17 protein-coding genes are annotated in these 14,376 nt (G+C 49.8%); 3 read left to right on the top strand and 14 right to left on the bottom strand.

The genetic code is table 11. The features are described from left to right. Positions 1 to 35 precede the first annotated feature (35 nt). The 4 genes from IQE94_RS05400 to IQE94_RS05385 all read right to left on the bottom strand — a co-directional run bounded on the left by IQE94_RS05400 (position 36) and on the right by IQE94_RS05385 (position 1,945). Positions 36 to 539: a DUF177 domain-containing protein gene (locus IQE94_RS05400; protein ID WP_212716691.1), complete on the bottom strand. Its 504-nt coding sequence runs from the start codon at positions 537 to 539 to the stop codon at positions 36 to 38. Positions 540 to 603: 64 nt separating this feature from the next. Then, positions 604 to 918, bottom strand: coding sequence for a DUF3007 family protein (locus tag IQE94_RS05395; protein WP_190597495.1), 315 nt, complete (start codon positions 916 to 918; stop codon positions 604 to 606). A gap of 105 nt (positions 919 to 1,023) precedes the next feature. Further along, complete coding sequence (gene ndhL / locus IQE94_RS05390; RefSeq protein ID WP_194014231.1) at positions 1,024 to 1,272, bottom strand: NAD(P)H-quinone oxidoreductase subunit L; 249 nt, start codon at positions 1,270 to 1,272, stop codon at positions 1,024 to 1,026. Between the two features lie 85 nt (positions 1,273 to 1,357). Next, entirely contained in the window at positions 1,358 to 1,945 is a 588-nt protein-coding gene (locus tag IQE94_RS05385) for an RDD family protein (protein ID WP_223342856.1), read from the bottom strand. A 161-nt stretch (positions 1,946 to 2,106) separates the two neighbouring features. Here IQE94_RS05385 and IQE94_RS05380 point away from each other — a divergent pair, with 161 nt between their 5' ends. Next, positions 2,107 to 3,579 (top strand): apocarotenoid-15,15'-oxygenase, encoded by a 1,473-nt coding sequence (locus IQE94_RS05380; protein ID WP_223342855.1) that lies wholly within the window; start codon positions 2,107 to 2,109, stop codon positions 3,577 to 3,579. A 203-nt stretch (positions 3,580 to 3,782) separates the two neighbouring features. Here the strand turns inward: IQE94_RS05380 and IQE94_RS05375 are convergent, their stop codons facing one another. Continuing rightward, positions 3,783 to 4,223 (bottom strand): hypothetical protein, encoded by a 441-nt coding sequence (locus IQE94_RS05375; RefSeq protein WP_223342854.1) that lies wholly within the window; start codon positions 4,221 to 4,223, stop codon positions 3,783 to 3,785. Positions 4,224 to 4,335: 112 nt separating this feature from the next. After that, the gene (locus IQE94_RS05370) at positions 4,336 to 5,859 is read right to left on the bottom strand and encodes a CPBP family intramembrane glutamic endopeptidase (RefSeq protein WP_223342853.1); all 1,524 of its coding nucleotides are present in this window, start codon (positions 5,857 to 5,859) and stop codon (positions 4,336 to 4,338) included. 151 nt (positions 5,860 to 6,010) lie between these two features. Here IQE94_RS05370 and IQE94_RS05365 point away from each other — a divergent pair, with 151 nt between their 5' ends. Beyond that, complete coding sequence (locus IQE94_RS05365; RefSeq protein ID WP_212716685.1) at positions 6,011 to 6,622, top strand: Maf family nucleotide pyrophosphatase; 612 nt, start codon at positions 6,011 to 6,013, stop codon at positions 6,620 to 6,622. Here IQE94_RS05365 and cysS read toward each other — a convergent pair. The 8 genes from cysS to ispD all read right to left on the bottom strand — a co-directional run bounded on the left by cysS (position 6,619) and on the right by ispD (position 13,481). Beyond that, positions 6,619 to 8,070 (bottom strand): cysteine--tRNA ligase, encoded by a 1,452-nt coding sequence (gene cysS / locus IQE94_RS05360; RefSeq protein ID WP_212716683.1) that lies wholly within the window; start codon positions 8,068 to 8,070, stop codon positions 6,619 to 6,621. The genes IQE94_RS05365 and cysS overlap by 4 nt on opposite strands. A gap of 136 nt (positions 8,071 to 8,206) precedes the next feature. Further along, entirely contained in the window at positions 8,207 to 8,467 is a 261-nt protein-coding gene (locus IQE94_RS05355; protein WP_370630514.1) for a DUF1816 domain-containing protein, read from the bottom strand. A 130-nt stretch (positions 8,468 to 8,597) separates the two neighbouring features. After that, positions 8,598 to 9,746 (bottom strand): 23S rRNA (guanosine(2251)-2'-O)-methyltransferase RlmB, encoded by a 1,149-nt coding sequence (gene rlmB, locus IQE94_RS05350; RefSeq protein WP_212716678.1) that lies wholly within the window; start codon positions 9,744 to 9,746, stop codon positions 8,598 to 8,600. A gap of 12 nt (positions 9,747 to 9,758) precedes the next feature. Then, the gene (locus IQE94_RS05345) at positions 9,759 to 10,190 is read right to left on the bottom strand and encodes a Mini-ribonuclease 3 (RefSeq protein ID WP_223342852.1); all 432 of its coding nucleotides are present in this window, start codon (positions 10,188 to 10,190) and stop codon (positions 9,759 to 9,761) included. 72 nt (positions 10,191 to 10,262) lie between these two features. Then, positions 10,263 to 10,589, bottom strand: coding sequence for an STAS domain-containing protein (locus tag IQE94_RS05340; protein ID WP_249213885.1), 327 nt, complete (start codon positions 10,587 to 10,589; stop codon positions 10,263 to 10,265). Between the two features lie 138 nt (positions 10,590 to 10,727). After that, complete coding sequence (locus tag IQE94_RS05335) at positions 10,728 to 11,462, bottom strand: sucrose-phosphate phosphatase (RefSeq protein WP_212716674.1); 735 nt, start codon at positions 11,460 to 11,462, stop codon at positions 10,728 to 10,730. A gap of 199 nt (positions 11,463 to 11,661) precedes the next feature. Then, positions 11,662 to 12,705 carry a class 1 fructose-bisphosphatase gene (gene fbp / locus IQE94_RS05330; RefSeq protein WP_223342851.1) on the bottom strand — a complete coding sequence of 348 codons (1,044 nt, stop codon included), beginning with the start codon at positions 12,703 to 12,705 and terminating at the stop codon, positions 11,662 to 11,664. Between the two features lie 83 nt (positions 12,706 to 12,788). Then, positions 12,789 to 13,481 (bottom strand): 2-C-methyl-D-erythritol 4-phosphate cytidylyltransferase, encoded by a 693-nt coding sequence (gene ispD / locus IQE94_RS05325; protein ID WP_223342850.1) that lies wholly within the window; start codon positions 13,479 to 13,481, stop codon positions 12,789 to 12,791. Between the two features lie 196 nt (positions 13,482 to 13,677). Here ispD and IQE94_RS05320 point away from each other — a divergent pair, with 196 nt between their 5' ends. Continuing rightward, positions 13,678 to 14,376, top strand: coding sequence for a J domain-containing protein (locus IQE94_RS05320; protein ID WP_223342849.1), 699 nt, complete (start codon positions 13,678 to 13,680; stop codon positions 14,374 to 14,376).

Below are 14,376 nucleotides of genomic sequence, written 5' to 3'. Positions count from 1 at the left end.
CTAAGTCCCAGGGACTTTCCCTAATTCCTAGTTGGTTAATTCAATTGCTGTTTCAAATCCGCTAGGGCGGCCCAACGGCGATCAAAGCCATTGTCTGGGCCGTCATCAGGGACCTGGGGGGCTTGGCAATCTTTCCCACATAAATTTTTCAGGGGCAGAGCTAAATTAAATTGCTCATATAACCAGGTTTCCACATCAAAGTGACCATCAGGGGGCAACACTTCCGACAAATCATCCCAACTTAGTTCCCGTTCTGAGACTGGCAGTGTATTTTCTCCTTGGTTATCCAACCAGAGTATTTCCTTGGTGTCTAATGCCAAGCGTTGGTTATAGCTTTGGGCACAGCGGTCACAGTGGAGGGTAACAATGGTTTCAGCATTGGCTGTCACTTCCAAAAAGGTTCCCCCGTGGCGCACCGTCACTTCCCCCCGCACTGGAGTTAAGGTTGTTAGATTGGCGATCGCCTGGTCAACAGACAAGACCTGAGTAGACCGGGGCTGTTTGAGTAGATGGGGGAGATAAAGAGGCTGTATAACCATGGCAAAAATCGGCAAATACTATCAGCCAACAACACAACAATAGCCCGGGAAGACCTCTGGCATTTCAAGAACTGAGGGTATCCTTTTCTTCCACCACTTCAGCCTGGAGTTTTTCCCGCTCCTCTGGGGTCATATTGGCCCAACGGAGTTCGATCATTTTATCTTCATACTCTTTAATCTGTTGGTGGTAGGTCATGTCGTGGGTAAATACCCTAGTGACATAGGAAAGCAACCAAATCAGTAGGCCACCCACCAGCACCGCTTGGGTCCAAATGCCGGCCTGCTGAGCTTCGATGCCAAAGCCCTGTAATCCAGCGTAAACAACTCCGCCCAGGAGGAAAAAACCCAAGGCAATGGCCAAAGCATCAATGCGTCGCATGGTGGTTCTCCCTGGGATGATGAATGGTGATAAGGGTTAAAAAACAACAAGAGAACCGGGTCTGGAGCATGGCCGACCCAGTTACAATCTCAATAAAAGCAAGATTTAGGCAGTCTGAGTCCGACGGCGGGGGCGCAGATTCAGCACCGGACTGAGTACCAATAGCCCAGGGAAGAAGAGAAACACCAGAAAATACATGGCCAGTCTTTCGATGGAACTAGCTACGTACCAACGCTTTTGTAGGTACCAATATAGTAAAGCAGGAAAAACCAGTAGATAGGATAGGCTTAGGCCTAGGTAAATTATCGCCAATAAACCGGTTTCGGAAAGTAACAAACCTAATAAATCTTCCATAATCCTGGCGGGGGTTGGGGTTATGGGGCAATGGCCCAGTAAAACTTTAACTTAATTTCGCAAAATCAGGGTGTTCACCAAGTCCCTAACGCCTTCGTTGCCTATTATCCCACTGTTTTTTGAGGTCATACCAAAACCTTTTCAGTCTTAAGTCGAGGGAAAAACCGCGCCGACTGCTCAACACTACTGTGCCGGCAACACGGTCATGGAACGCTTGGCCAAGGCCATCCTCGGCGATCGCCCAGATCAAATCGCCAAACAGAGGCGACACCAACAGTAAAAAACTTACCCCATTGGCAAAGTTAATATTTAAGCCCACCATGGCTAGGTAAGAAGCGGCGCCCAAAATGCCTTCCCGTTGGCTCAACTCCAAAATACCTGGTAAACGCTTCATCTTCAGGTGCACCACCCTGGTGTCGAAGGCCCAGCCCCCCAAGCTTTGCCCCTGGTTAGCAGACACCAAAATCACCCTCAGGGCAAACCAACCAGCGATAAAAATTAGTAGCTGCACCAAACCTGCGGCCAGACTGCTGAACAACCAAATTATGACAAAATCCAACAGGTAGCCATAGCCTCGCCGTTCCAATGGGGCCAGGGGTAAGCGGCGATCGCGGCGCTGGTCGTCGTCATACATAATCAAGCTTTGCTCGGGGGGTAAGGGACAATCTTTCATGGAACCACTGGCCATTGCCGTCTATTTTAAATGTCAAAAGAGGACTCCCGTTAGAGCCGACAAATTTAGTATGTATAGATTGTAAACCCCGCTCCTAACAGAGCTGAGAAGGTTACAATGGGAAAAGTAAAGAAATGTAACAAATATTTTTCCCATTGCCCATGGTTACTTCCCCCACCACCAGTTCCCCCTCACAGCGATCCTACAGTCCCCAGGATTGGCTGAAGGGTTACCAATCCCAGCCCCAGGAATGGGATTACTGGATCGAGGATGTGGAAGGCACCGTACCTCCAGATCTCCAGGGCACCCTATATCGCAATGGCCCCGGACTGTTGGAAATTGGCGATCGCCCTTTGAAGCATCCCTTTGATGGGGACGGCATGGTAACGGCTTTTAAATTTCCTGGAGATGGGCGGGTACATTTCCAAAATCGATTTGTGCGCACCCAGGGCTATGTGGAAGAGCAAGCGGCGGGCAAAATGATCTACCGGGGAGTCTTTGGCTCCCAACCGGCGGGGGGCTGGCTCAAAAATATTTTTGATTTACGGCTAAAAAACATTGCCAACACCAACATTACTTACTGGGGCGATCGCCTCTTGGCCCTGTGGGAAGGGGGACAACCCCATCGCTTAGAACCATCAAATTTAGCAACCATTGGCTTAGACGATTTGGGCGGCATCCTGGCGGAAGGGCAACCCCTGTCGGCCCATCCCCGCATTGATCCAGCCTCTATTTTTGATGGGGGCCAACCCTGCTACGTCACCTTTTCGATCAAATCCGGCCTAAGCAGTACCCTAACTCTGCTGGAACTAGACCCCCAAGGCAAACTATTACGACAAAAAACCGACACCTTTCCTGGTTTTGCCTTTATCCACGACTTTGCCATCACCCCCCATTACGCCATCTTTTTGCAAAATAATGTGACCTTCAACGCTTTGCCCTACGTTTTGGGTTGGCGGGGAGCGGGGGAATGTGTGCAATTCCATCCGGAAAAAACGGCCCAAATCATTTTGGTGCCCAGGGGCGACGGGGAAATTCAAAGAATCCCAGTGCAGGCAGGTTTTGTTTTCCACCATGCCAATGCCTTTGAGCAGGCTGGCAAGATAGTCCTCGATTCCATTTGTTACAATTCCCTGCCCCAGGTCGGCGCCGATGTGGATTTTCGTAGTACGGATTTTGACAACTTAGATCCCGGACAACTGTGGCGTTTCACCATTGATCCGGAAACAGCGACAGTGGAAAAACAGTTAATGGTTAGTCGTTGTTGCGAGTTTCCCGTTGTCCATCCCCAGCAAGTTGGCAGGGCATATCGCTATGTTTACATGGGAGCCGCCCACCATAGCACCGGCAATGCGCCCCTCCAGGCCATTCTTAAAGTTGACCTAGATTCCGGTACTGAAACTCTGCGTTCCTTTGCTCCCCATGGTTTTGCGGGGGAACCAATTTTTGTCCCCCGACCCCAAGGCGTGGCTGAGGATGACGGTTGGTTGCTCTGTCTGATTTATAATGCTGATTTGCACCGTTCCCAGTTGGTGATCCTCCATGCCCAAAACATCACTGCTCCGGCGATCGTCACATTGACGTTAAAACATCACATTCCCTATCCCCTCCATGGTTCCTGGGCAAAGGCGTGAACTACTCATTTCCGCTAACGCTGAGAAATGAGCTTCCTACCCAAAGAACTGCTTTCTACCCCGAAGAATATTAATTTTTGGACTTGGTTCAACTAAGGGTGGTATGGGCCACAAAGGTTTGTTGGCCGAGCTAATCAGCTATAAATTGATTTTATTTTGCTCAATTTGCTCAAGAAGATGGCTAGAGCATGGCCACTATGCCACTACCAACGATCAAATTCATAGTAAATATTGCCCAAGGTTTCGTAGGTAATGCCAGGCAGTTGACGTAATTTGCCGTCCAGATAATCCATCGCCTCATCCTTGGTCATATTAGTGCGTTGCATAAAAGTCAGTACACTAACTTTGCCCTGGCTTTGTTTGACTAATTTTTCAAAAATCACCTCTACCTCCTTTTTTAAATTCCGCAGGTAAATATAGATGGTGAAAGCGTAAGCAAAGGAAAAAATTAGTCCCAAAACATGAAATAGGGGCAGTCTAAACAGGGAGTCGGCAAAAACAAATTCAAAAATGGCGAAAAAACCGAGGGTAGAGAAAAACACCGGCGTTGAACCGATGCGTTCCTGTTCTGTTCGCGATTTCAGGCTGACTAAACGGTAAACGTAAAAAATGGCTGTTAAGAATAAATAAAAAAGCCAGTCCATAAATACTCACCAGTTCACTGGCGACTCACCACAGGTTAACGGGCCAGAGGAAAATGCAGTCTACCAGCACCATTCTAGAATCTTACTTTCAAAATTAGGCCATTATTAGTATTCAACCGCCCCCCAAAATAAATAGGCTTAATAAAGTTCCACTATTCCATAAACTGTGAAGAATCATGGAGGATAAAAGATTGCGGGAACGACTGTAAACCAGTCCGAGAACGGAGCCCAAGACGAATAGAGGCAAAATTTCCGACACATTCAAATGGGCAATGGCAAACAATAAACTACTGAGAATAATCGCCACACTAACGGGGAAGTAACGGGTTAGGGCCGGTAGGAGAAAGCCTCGGAAGATAATTTCCTCAAACACCGGCGCTAAAATGGCGGCGGTAAAAAAGAAAATCCCAAGCACCAACCAATTTTGGGAGTCCAGAGCAAGGGAAAGCAGGGGATTACTGCCCCCTTGACCCTGCCAAATTTCCTGATTTATTAGGGATACCAACACCACCAAAGGCAATGCCACCAGATACCCTCCCAAGCCCCAGAGTATCGCCCCTAGGTTAGGACGCAGGGTAAACCAGCCGTCGGGCAGAGGACGAAAATCTTTTAGGGAGAGGAATAACACCCCCAAACCCACTGTGGCGATCGCCCCATAGGTGGCTAATACGTAAAAAGCTTTACCCAACAACGATAAATCTGCCATGGGCAGAGGTAACACCCCCACCACCAAGGGCAAAACAATCTGACTGGGGAAAAAGAAACCCACCACCAACACCTGCCAAGTGGTTTCCCAATTCCAGGGAGTGTCCCATTTGGTTTTGGCATTAGTAGCCAGAATCGTCTTCTCCCGACCCAGAGCCCACTGTAGTAAAAGTCCAACTATTAGTAAAACGCCTATGCCTCCTCCCAGCAAAGGCAAACTGTTCAGTAAGGCTAATTTCACCAATGCCCGCTGGCTGGCCCTTTCTACTTCTGTTTGCAATGCTCCACAGGCGGGGGTATCACAGACCTGATCGGGCCTTTCAATATTGCCCTGGCGACGGTAAAGCCGGGTTAACCCTTGCCAACGAAACCACCCCTTTAATTGATCATTAATCACCGCTTCCGCATTAGGGGGTATGGGCTGGGATTGTTCTAGGGCAATTAACACTGTGGCGATTTTTTGCTGATTTTGCCCACCGTTGCCCACCACAGATTCCCAGGTACCCAGGGCTTGTTCCGGCTGATTTTCGGCGTATTGCAACAATCCTAAATTAATTTGGAGTTGGTTGAGGGTCTTTTGATTTTTGGCAATGACCGCTTGGATCGGGGTCGGATCGCTATTGGGACTGGCTTCCAACACTGCTTGTTGCGTTTTGAGACGGTCCAGATGGTCAACCAACTCCTGGACTGCCATTTCGTACTGTTTTAACCCCCCCTGTTGGGGCTGACTTTCCAAGAGGGCTTTTTGCAGGGTTGCCCCCCATGTGCCCGATTCCTCGTTCCCCTGCCAAGCCGAAGCTTGCAATAACAGATTGGTTTGGGAAAGCTGTAGCTGGGACTGTACTTGGGGCTCCTCTAAACTTCCCACGAGAGAAAGCAAAAAGGGCACCAGGGAAATAACCGTCAACAGGGCGAGGATAATTCGCTTCATCAAAAAAACTGGGTCTAAAACCCCGTCCTTGGCTTAGGGACGGCTATGTTAATCAAAGTAGCATAACCCATCGTCATCTTTGGGCCCGGGCGGTGATTCCGTTCGGAGGGCATGGCTTTTGTAGTACAATGACAGTTAAAATCCAACGATTATGCGTCCAACTTTTGTCCTTGCTTCTGCCTCCCCTGCCCGCAAGCGTTTACTAGAAATGGCCGGCATCGTCCCTCTGGTGGCCGTGAGTCATTTCGACGAATCTTCCTTAACCGCTGACAACACAGTGGCCTTGGTGGAAGCCCTGGCCAAAGCTAAAGCAGAGACGGTGGCCAGCAAATTTGCCGATGCCCTCATCCTTGGCTGTGATTCCCTCCTATTGGTCAATGGTCAAACCTACGGCAAACCAGAGTCCCCGGCCGTGGCGATCGCCCGTTGGCAAACCATGCGGGGTCAGGTGGGGGAATTGTATACGGGCCATGCTCTGATTGACCGCACCCAAAACCGTTGCCTCTGCCAAACGGGGTTAACCAAAGTTCATTTTGCGGATGTGGACGACGACACCATCCAAGCTTACGTGGACAGTGGGGAACCTCTCCAATGTGCTGGGGCGTTTGCCCTGGAAGGCAAAGGGGGAATGTTGATTAATAAACTGGACGGGTGTTCTAGTAACGTGATTGGCCTAAGTTTGCCCATTTTGAGGTCATTGTTGCAACGGTTGGGCTACTCCTTGGCTGACTTTTGGCAAAGTTCAACTAAGAAAGTGAACTAGCGGAACCATTCCGTCACCCCACCGGGTTTATCCACCAATGTGATCCCCGCCTCCTGTAGTAAATCCCTGAGGCGATCGCCTTCGACCCAATTTTTATCCTTCCTAGCCTGGGTGCGTTGGGCCACCAGTTGTTCAATGGCCGCATCGGTTAGACCATTGTCGTCGCTGGACTGGGACTCTGGATTCATGCCTAAACCCAAAATTTCCGCCAAACTGACCAAAGTAACCCACTGAGTTTGCAACAAGTCTGGGTCGGCCAGGGTTGACCCCTCGAATTTTAATTTATTCCCTTCAGATCGTAGATGTTTAGCCAATTCAAACAGTACGGCCAAACCGCCAGCAAAATTGAAGTCATCGTCCACCGCCGCTTGAAATGCCCCTGTCCATTGATTGGCATCGGGGCGCAGGGGGACAAATTCCAAATCCCAGCTAAAATCCCCGCCGTAGTCATAGCCGAATTGCAAACCTTCCATGAGCGTGTGCCAACCATTGGTAGCGGCGGCGATCGCCGTGTCGGTAAAATCCAACGGTTTACGGTAATGGCCTTGGAGTACCAAAAGTCTAATTGCCATGGGGTCAACGGTTTCCAATAGAGCCCGAATGGTGGTGAAATTCCCCAGGGATTTAGACATCTTTTCCCCGTCCACTTTCACCATGCCGTTATGGAGCCAATATTGGGCCAGGGGTTGCCCTGTCACCGCCTCCGATTGGGCAATTTCGTTTTCATGGTGGGGAAAAATTAAATCATTGCCCCCCACATGCAAATCAATAGTTTCCCCTAAAAATTCCCGTACCATGGCGGAACATTCAATATGCCAGCCGGGGCGCCCCTTACCCCAAGGAGACTCCCATGCCGGTTCCCCTGGTTTAGCACTTTTCCATAAAGCAAAATCAAACGGATCCTGTTTTTGGGCCCCATCCGGATCGGACACTGTCACCCGGCCGCTGGCCCCCGCCTGTAAATCTTCGAGCTTACGCCCAGAGAGCTTGCCGTAGCCCTCAAAATTATGCACTGAGTAATAGACATCTCCACCACTGGGATAGGCATAGCCCTTGGCTTCCAACTCCGCAATTAATCTTTTGATACCGTCTAGGGTGTGAGTGGCCCTGGGGTAGAGGTCCGCCGGTTGCACCCCCAACGCTTCCATATCTTCAAAATAGGCGGCGATAAATTTTTCTGACACAGCCTCCATGGTGGAACCTTCCTCCACTGCCCGTTTGAGGATTTTGTCGTCAATGTCGGTGAAATTTTGCACATAGCGCACTTCATAACCAGACCATTGCAGATAACGGCGCACTAAATCCCAGGTAATGCAGGTGCGGGCGTGGCCAAGGTGACAGTAGTCATAGACCGTAATGCCACAACAGTACATAGTCACCAGGCCAGGGTGGAGAGGTTGCAGGGCTTGTTTGGCGCGGGTGAGGGAATCGTACAGGCGCAGGGTCATGGGCAGGGAAGGCAAAAATCAATATACAGTCTTCCCATTATTCTCTATCAAAGCTGTATCCAGGCCCAACGGCGATCGCCAGAAATTGGGCCCGGCTGGGAAAACTGAGCCGTGGTGAAAGGTAACGTCCTCGGTACTAGGGGGAAAGGATGGGCATTAATTCCTCTCCGTCATCAAAAATGGTCAAGCGGGCGGGCTTACATTGCTTGATGGTTACCTGGATGTCTTGGGCTCCCTCCCCTCGCAAATCCTCCAGGTAGCCTACCTGGGCCTTTTCCGCACTGCTACGGCGGGCAAAGGGACCAAAATAATAGGTACAGCGAGGAGCGCCGGTGCTAATTTCAACCCAGTGGGCCATGCCCAACAGGGATAAAACTCGGATCCACAGTTCTTTCATAGGACTTCGGGTAAGGATAAAGACAAGGTAATGGGGGTTGCTTGCTGTCATTCTAGCTTTCAAGCCCGCAATATTTTGTTACATTGCCGGCAGAATGGCAATCAAATCTGCTACTCCGCCAATTTTTTTGCTAATCCTTTGCAACTTCCGGAAAGTCGGGGGCAGGGGAAGATAGGGTAGGCCGATCAAAACCCCGTTGGCGAAAAATTTCATAAAGGTTGATGGCCGCCGCCACGGAAGCATTGAGACTGGGGGTTTTACCAGCCAAAGGAATGGTAATTAGATGATCACAGTGTTTTTGAGTCAACAAACTCAACCCTTCCCCTTCCGAGCCAATCACTAGTCCCATAGGTTCCCGTAAATCCGATTGGTGCAGAGGAGGTTGCTTCCCAGCCACGGTGCCATAGATCCAAAAGCCAGACTCCTTCAACGTTTCCAAGGCCCGGCTGAGATTTACCACCCGAGCCACGGGGAAATGTTCCAAGGCGCCAGCGGCCACTTTCATTACCGTGGAGGTGATCCCAGCCACGCGCCGTTGAGGTAAGACCATGCCCTGGGCCCCAAACGCTTCGGCGGTGCGGATGATGGCCCCCAGGTTATGGGGATCGGTGATGCTGTCGATAATCACTAAAACCGGCGCAGTGCTTTGGCGTTTGGCTTGGTCAATCAAATCCCCCAGTTCCCAATAGTGGTAGGGGGCCACCTGGGCAGCAATGCCTTGGTGATTGGCGTTATGGGTAATTTGGTTAAGGCGAAAATTATCTACTTCATCCACCACCGTGCCGTTGGCCTTAGCGGTTTGAATTTTAGTGCGATAGCGAATGTCGTGGCGGAGATGGGAAGTAATCCAAATACGATTCAACTGGCGATCGCCATCTAGGGCAGCCAGGACAGCATGGTGACCATAGAGCAAATCCAGGGCCTCCTGGGCCTGATCTGAGTCCGCCATGGGGGGAGCAAAAGGGGCAGCTTTACCAAATTGGGGCTTCTGGCCCGATCGCCGTGGTCTGTCGTCACCGTAGCGAGGCCTATCTTTATCCTTAAACCGGTCCTTGAAATTGGAGGGCTTATCTCCGGTCCGTCGGGGCTGGTCCCCCTGGGATCGGGGTCGGGGCTTCTCGCTAAACTTATCGAATTTATCCTTAAAACCGGGGGACTGTTCTCCACTGGCCCGGGGTTTATCCCCACTACGCTTCGGTTTGGGTTTCTGCTCTCCATAGCGGGGTTTATCTCCACGGGCAGAACGGGGAGAAAATTTCTTCTTGGGCATTTCAGTCATGACTTTCGGGGGCTAACGGGGGGCAGCGTTGGGCAGTTCAATTAAGGCTAATAGTTCATCTAATCGACGGGCATCCCTGAGGTATAAATAACCTAAAAGAGTTTCTAATCCGCTGGCGGCCTGGTACAGTTCGGGGTTGGCCCGCCGGGAAGTCGATGTGGCGGCATTACGACCCCGACGTACCCATTCCTTTTCTGGATCGGTTAATTGGGGTAAAAGGGAGGCTAATATCTGGGCCTGTTGTTCAGCCCGCACCTGGGCCACCACCCGACGGTGAAAATCCCCTATACGACGGGGGGGAAACAGATAACAGCAACGGACATAAAGTTCAAAAACCGCGTCTCCCAGGTAGGCCAGGGCAACGGGGGATAGGGACTGCACTGGAGGAGCATCGGTGGGGCACAGGGGGGATTGCCAAAGGGGATGATCACTAAACTGGGTCATGGCAAGTCCCCATTGCAGTCAAGACCGGACAGCACCACCATGGTTGGGCTACCCGTGAACAACCAGCCATCATTACCCCTCAGTGGTAGCGGCGATCGCCTCGGCCAGGGAATTATGAAGATGGAGGAATTTTTCCAAACGCACTAGTTTTACCGTTTGGGTAACCCTAGGGTTGGTGACAATCTGCACACTTCCTTCTTTGTTTTGGGAAAGTTTGGTTACCTGCACCAATGCTCCTAGGCCAGAGCTGTCAATAAAATCAATGGTGGACAAGTCCAGCACCACATGGGCGGGGCCCGCTTCGATGTGATCACTGACTACCTTACGGAAGGTAGGCTCGGAAAATGCGTCCAACAGACCCGTCAAACGGAATATTTGCAGTTTTTCCTTGACTTCCAATGTTCCGCGTAAACTTACTGTCAGGTTTAGTGGCTCAGCAATAACGCCCTCCTCGGTTTTGCACCCTGTACTCAAAATTGAACAATGTCAAATTGTAGCTTACTTTGCTTGCCCATTCGGAAATGTTAACCAAAAATATTAGCCAAAAAAATCGAAATGGGCGATCGCCTCTAGAATAGCGCCAGCATGGCTCGATTGGGCCCAATAATGGCGAGAATCTCCCCATTGGTCATACCAGTGCAATAATTCCGGTTGAGCATTGCGGACAATGACGCCCCGAGCGGAGGTTTCAAATAAACCAATGTCATTGCCGGAGTCCCCACAGACCAAAGTTTGGGCCGGCTCCATTGCCAACTGTTGTTGCAGATACTGGGTGGCGTTGCCCTTATTACTGCGTTGAGGCAGTAAATCAACATCTTTGCCACTGCTGAAAACCACCTGCACCGGAATTTCCGTTACCTCCAGAGCCTCCATTAGTTGGTCAATAACTGTGGGAGAAGCCTCGGAATCCAGGTGGTAGCTAATTTTCCAGGGATTTTGTTCCAGGGCAGATTGGGGTTGCAGAGCTTCAAAGCCATCGGCGATCGCCTGGAGTGTATCCCGTTGCCAATGCTCAGAAAGGTAATCAGCCCAATCTTGGTCTAGACCCTGGGGATAGTAAATTTCACTCCCTACCGCTGTGAGCCAATGGTCCGGTTCCATCAGCCCCACCTGTTTTTGTAGTTCCCTAGCGGAATTGTAGGAACGCCCTGTGGCATAGGCTAAATAAAAATCCCCCCGGCGATCGCCTAGGTATTGTTGCAATGCTTCTAAGGCTTTTTGGTCTCCCACCCAGGTGTTATCCAGGTCAGAAATTAACAGTAATTTTCGCATAGGACAATGGCATTACTCAGTTCAACAACGAGTCCCCGTTGTTTATGTGTGAAGTTGTTTAAGAACCTGTTGGCCAAGTTCCGGTTTACACCCTCAACCGACCCACTAAAGCAACCGCAATACGGGGGGACTCTTCTCTAGTTTTCTCCCAAATTTGGGGGAAAAGGGAGGTCTTTTAAAACATTCCAAAAAAGGAAAACTAACTACTTTGCCGTTGTTTGTGGTCACTGATGAAGGATTCCACCAACTTCACGTCTTCCGAACTGCCAATGACGGCGGGGGTACGCTGGTGTAATTTGGAGGGAATTAAATCCAGTAAACGCTTTTGCCCATCGCTGGCCCTTCCCCCAGCCTGTTCCACCAAAAAGCCCAACGGTGCTGTTTCGTAGAGCAAGCGCAATTTACCATCGGGATTTTTTTTCGTACCAGGGTAAAGGAACACTCCCCCCTGCATCAAAATCCTGTGAATATCCCCCACTAGGGCGCCACTGTAGCGGGCGGTGTAACCTTCGTGGCGGTGAACATAACGGGTGTAATCCCTTAGGGCTTCATCCCATTGCCAAAAATTACCTTCATTGGTGCTGTAGATAGGGCCGTGGTCGGGAATGCGAATATTCTCCTGGGCTAAAATAAATTCCCCCAAACTAGGATCGAGGATAAAACTATGTACCCCGGAGCCGAGGGAATAAACCAACATGGTGGACGGGCCGTAGAGAATATAGCCGGCTGCAATTTGTTGGTCTCCGTTAGTTAATAAATCGGATGCACTGCCGTCTAGGTCTTCCCCTTCCTGCTGGCGGATGGCAAAAATAGAACCCACATTGAGGTTAATGTCCACGTTGGAGGAACCGTCAATGGGGTCGTAGAGCAGGGTATAGCGGCCGATGGGGCAATTTTCGGGGATATAGTAGGGTTTTTCCATCTCTTCCGAAGCCAAACGGCAGACCAGACCGCTCTGCTTAAAGACGGAAATGAAAACATCATTGGCAAAGACGTCCATTTTTTTCACCGATTCCCCCTGAACGTTGGTTTCTCCGGTGAAGCCCAACACATCGGCCATGAGTCCGGCTCGACTGAGACGACGGGCAATTAATTTTCCCGCCAGGGCGATGCGGTTCATGATGGCACTCAAATCCTGGGCATCGGCGCCAAAGCTATTCAGTTGTTGGAGTACGTGGCGTGAAAGGGTGGTGCAATCCCGGTCCAGTAAAGAGTCAGGAATATTAATCTCGCTCACAGTCATGGATGAAAGTCTCCTTGGATTGCTAGGCTCAAAGTCCTTCCCATCCTAACTTGATCTTTCCGAACCCCGAAATTTCGCCATTTCTAGGCAGATTTTGCCAACCTCTGCCCCAAAATAAATTCGGCGATCGCCAAGTCTACGGGGGTGGTAATTTTCAAGTTGGTATCTTCCCCTGGCACTATTTTCACTGGCTGGCCACATTTTTCTAACAGGGCCGCATCGTCCGTTACTTCCCAACCTTCCTGTTTACCTTTTTCATGGCAAGCTTTGAGCAGAGTCACGTCGAATCCCTGGGGCGTTTGGGCTCCCCACAACCCCTGGCGATCGGGAGTGTCCGTGATCCAACCTTCAGAGTCAACTATTTTGATAGTGTCCTTCACTGGTACGGCGGCAATCAATCCTTGGGAATGATGGAGCGCTTCCGCACAGCGGTCAAATAAATCCGGCGTGGCTAAACAACGGGCTCCGTCGTGGATGAGGACGAATTTTGCCTGTTGGGGTAGAGCCTGCATACCGTTAAACACCGATTGTTGTCGGGTTTCTCCCCCCGTGATTAACTGCACCGGTTTAGGAGAATGGAGCGGTGCTAATAAAGCTTCAAAAGCCGGAAAATCGTAGGGCTGCCCAAGGATGCCAATCCATTCAATGGACTGGGATGCCAACGCCGCTTTCATTGTCCAACTCAATAGCGGTTGCCCCAGAACGTTTAAAAGTAACTTATTTTGACCGCTCCCCATCCGTTTGCCGGAACCCGCCGCTGGAATTAGTAAATGCATTTACCTAATTGTTGATTTGCTGAAATTACGGAAATATAGCCTTATTTATGCTTACACTGGGGAGGCCAAGGCACAAGGGAAAATTTACTGGGCTCACACTGAAAGTCTTACCGCAGTATGTACAAGGTTTCAAATTCATTTTTCCAATAAGGAAGTGAAAACCTGTAGGTAAGCTAGAATAAAAGCATTGAAGTTAATGACTATTACGATGGATGACCTTACCATCTATACGAGTCCAGAAGAAGCAGAGTTGGCGGCAAAAAAAGCTGAACTTGGAGCTTTAGAGTCAGAATTAGCGGAAAATGAGCTTAAATTGGCGACTTTTCAAGCTGAGTTGCATGGTTTTGAACAGCAATATTTGGGATTAATCGGCAGTCGTTATACGGAACTGGAACGTGTTGAAGCGCAAATTACGGAGTACATGGACTACCTGGAGTCATCCCGTAATTTTAAACCTTCGGATGGTTTGAAAAAGTTATATCGAGAGGTGGCTAAGCGTGTTCATCCAGATTTAGCAACGGATGAAGTGGAAAGAGTCAAACGACAGGATTTGATGGCCGCGGCAAATCAGGCTTATGAAGAAGGCGATGAGCAACGGTTACGGGAAATTTTGGCTAGTTGGGAATCTGATCCTCATTCAGTCCAAGGAGAAGGAGTTGCAGCAGAGTTAATTCGGGTGATTCGTCAGATTGCCCAGTGTCGTTCTCGGTTAGTGGCAATTAGTCGAGATATGGAAGCGTTAAAGCAAACGGAACTTTTTGAATTAAAAGAGCAAGTGGAGCAAGCACAGCAGTCTGGACAAGATCTTTTAGCAGAAATGGCAAAACATCTAGATGAGCAAATTGCTGAAGCTCAAGACCGTTTACAGGATTTAAAAGAACAATTAGGAGTTTGA

Source organism: Synechocystis sp. PCC 7339, assembly GCF_019924095.1.
Classification (GTDB): domain Bacteria; phylum Cyanobacteriota; class Cyanobacteriia; order Cyanobacteriales; family Microcystaceae; genus Synechocystis.
This window is presented reverse-complemented; position numbering and strand designations above follow the sequence as displayed.

What these genes read in the sequence shown, in the direction of transcription:
- IQE94_RS05400 (WP_212716691.1), bottom strand. Translation starts at nt 539, where the DNA reads ATGGTTATACAGCCTCTTTATCTCCCCCATCTACTCAAACAGCCCCGG.
- IQE94_RS05320 (WP_223342849.1), top strand. Translation starts at nt 13,678, where the DNA reads ATGACTATTACGATGGATGACCTTACCATCTATACGAGTCCAGAAGAA.
- rlmB (WP_212716678.1), bottom strand. Translation starts at nt 9,746, where the DNA reads ATGACTGAAATGCCCAAGAAGAAATTTTCTCCCCGTTCTGCCCGTGGA.
- fbp (WP_223342851.1), bottom strand. Translation starts at nt 12,705, where the DNA reads ATGACTGTGAGCGAGATTAATATTCCTGACTCTTTACTGGACCGGGAT.
- IQE94_RS05355 (WP_370630514.1), bottom strand. Translation starts at nt 8,467, where the DNA reads ATGAAAGAACTGTGGATCCGAGTTTTATCCCTGTTGGGCATGGCCCAC.
- IQE94_RS05345 (WP_223342852.1), bottom strand. Translation starts at nt 10,190, where the DNA reads ATGACCCAGTTTAGTGATCATCCCCTTTGGCAATCCCCCCTGTGCCCC.
- IQE94_RS05375 (WP_223342854.1), bottom strand. Translation starts at nt 4,223, where the DNA reads ATGGACTGGCTTTTTTATTTATTCTTAACAGCCATTTTTTACGTTTAC.
- IQE94_RS05370 (WP_223342853.1), bottom strand. Translation starts at nt 5,859, where the DNA reads ATGAAGCGAATTATCCTCGCCCTGTTGACGGTTATTTCCCTGGTGCCC.
- IQE94_RS05395 (WP_190597495.1), bottom strand. Translation starts at nt 918, where the DNA reads ATGCGACGCATTGATGCTTTGGCCATTGCCTTGGGTTTTTTCCTCCTG.
- ndhL (WP_194014231.1), bottom strand. Translation starts at nt 1,272, where the DNA reads ATGGAAGATTTATTAGGTTTGTTACTTTCCGAAACCGGTTTATTGGCG.
- ispD (WP_223342850.1), bottom strand. Translation starts at nt 13,481, where the DNA reads ATGCATTTACTAATTCCAGCGGCGGGTTCCGGCAAACGGATGGGGAGC.
- IQE94_RS05365 (WP_212716685.1), top strand. Translation starts at nt 6,011, where the DNA reads ATGCGTCCAACTTTTGTCCTTGCTTCTGCCTCCCCTGCCCGCAAGCGT.
- IQE94_RS05380 (WP_223342855.1), top strand. Translation starts at nt 2,107, where the DNA reads ATGGTTACTTCCCCCACCACCAGTTCCCCCTCACAGCGATCCTACAGT.
- cysS (WP_212716683.1), bottom strand. Translation starts at nt 8,070, where the DNA reads ATGACCCTGCGCCTGTACGATTCCCTCACCCGCGCCAAACAAGCCCTG.
- IQE94_RS05335 (WP_212716674.1), bottom strand. Translation starts at nt 11,462, where the DNA reads ATGCGAAAATTACTGTTAATTTCTGACCTGGATAACACCTGGGTGGGA.
- IQE94_RS05385 (WP_223342856.1), bottom strand. Translation starts at nt 1,945, where the DNA reads ATGAAAGATTGTCCCTTACCCCCCGAGCAAAGCTTGATTATGTATGAC.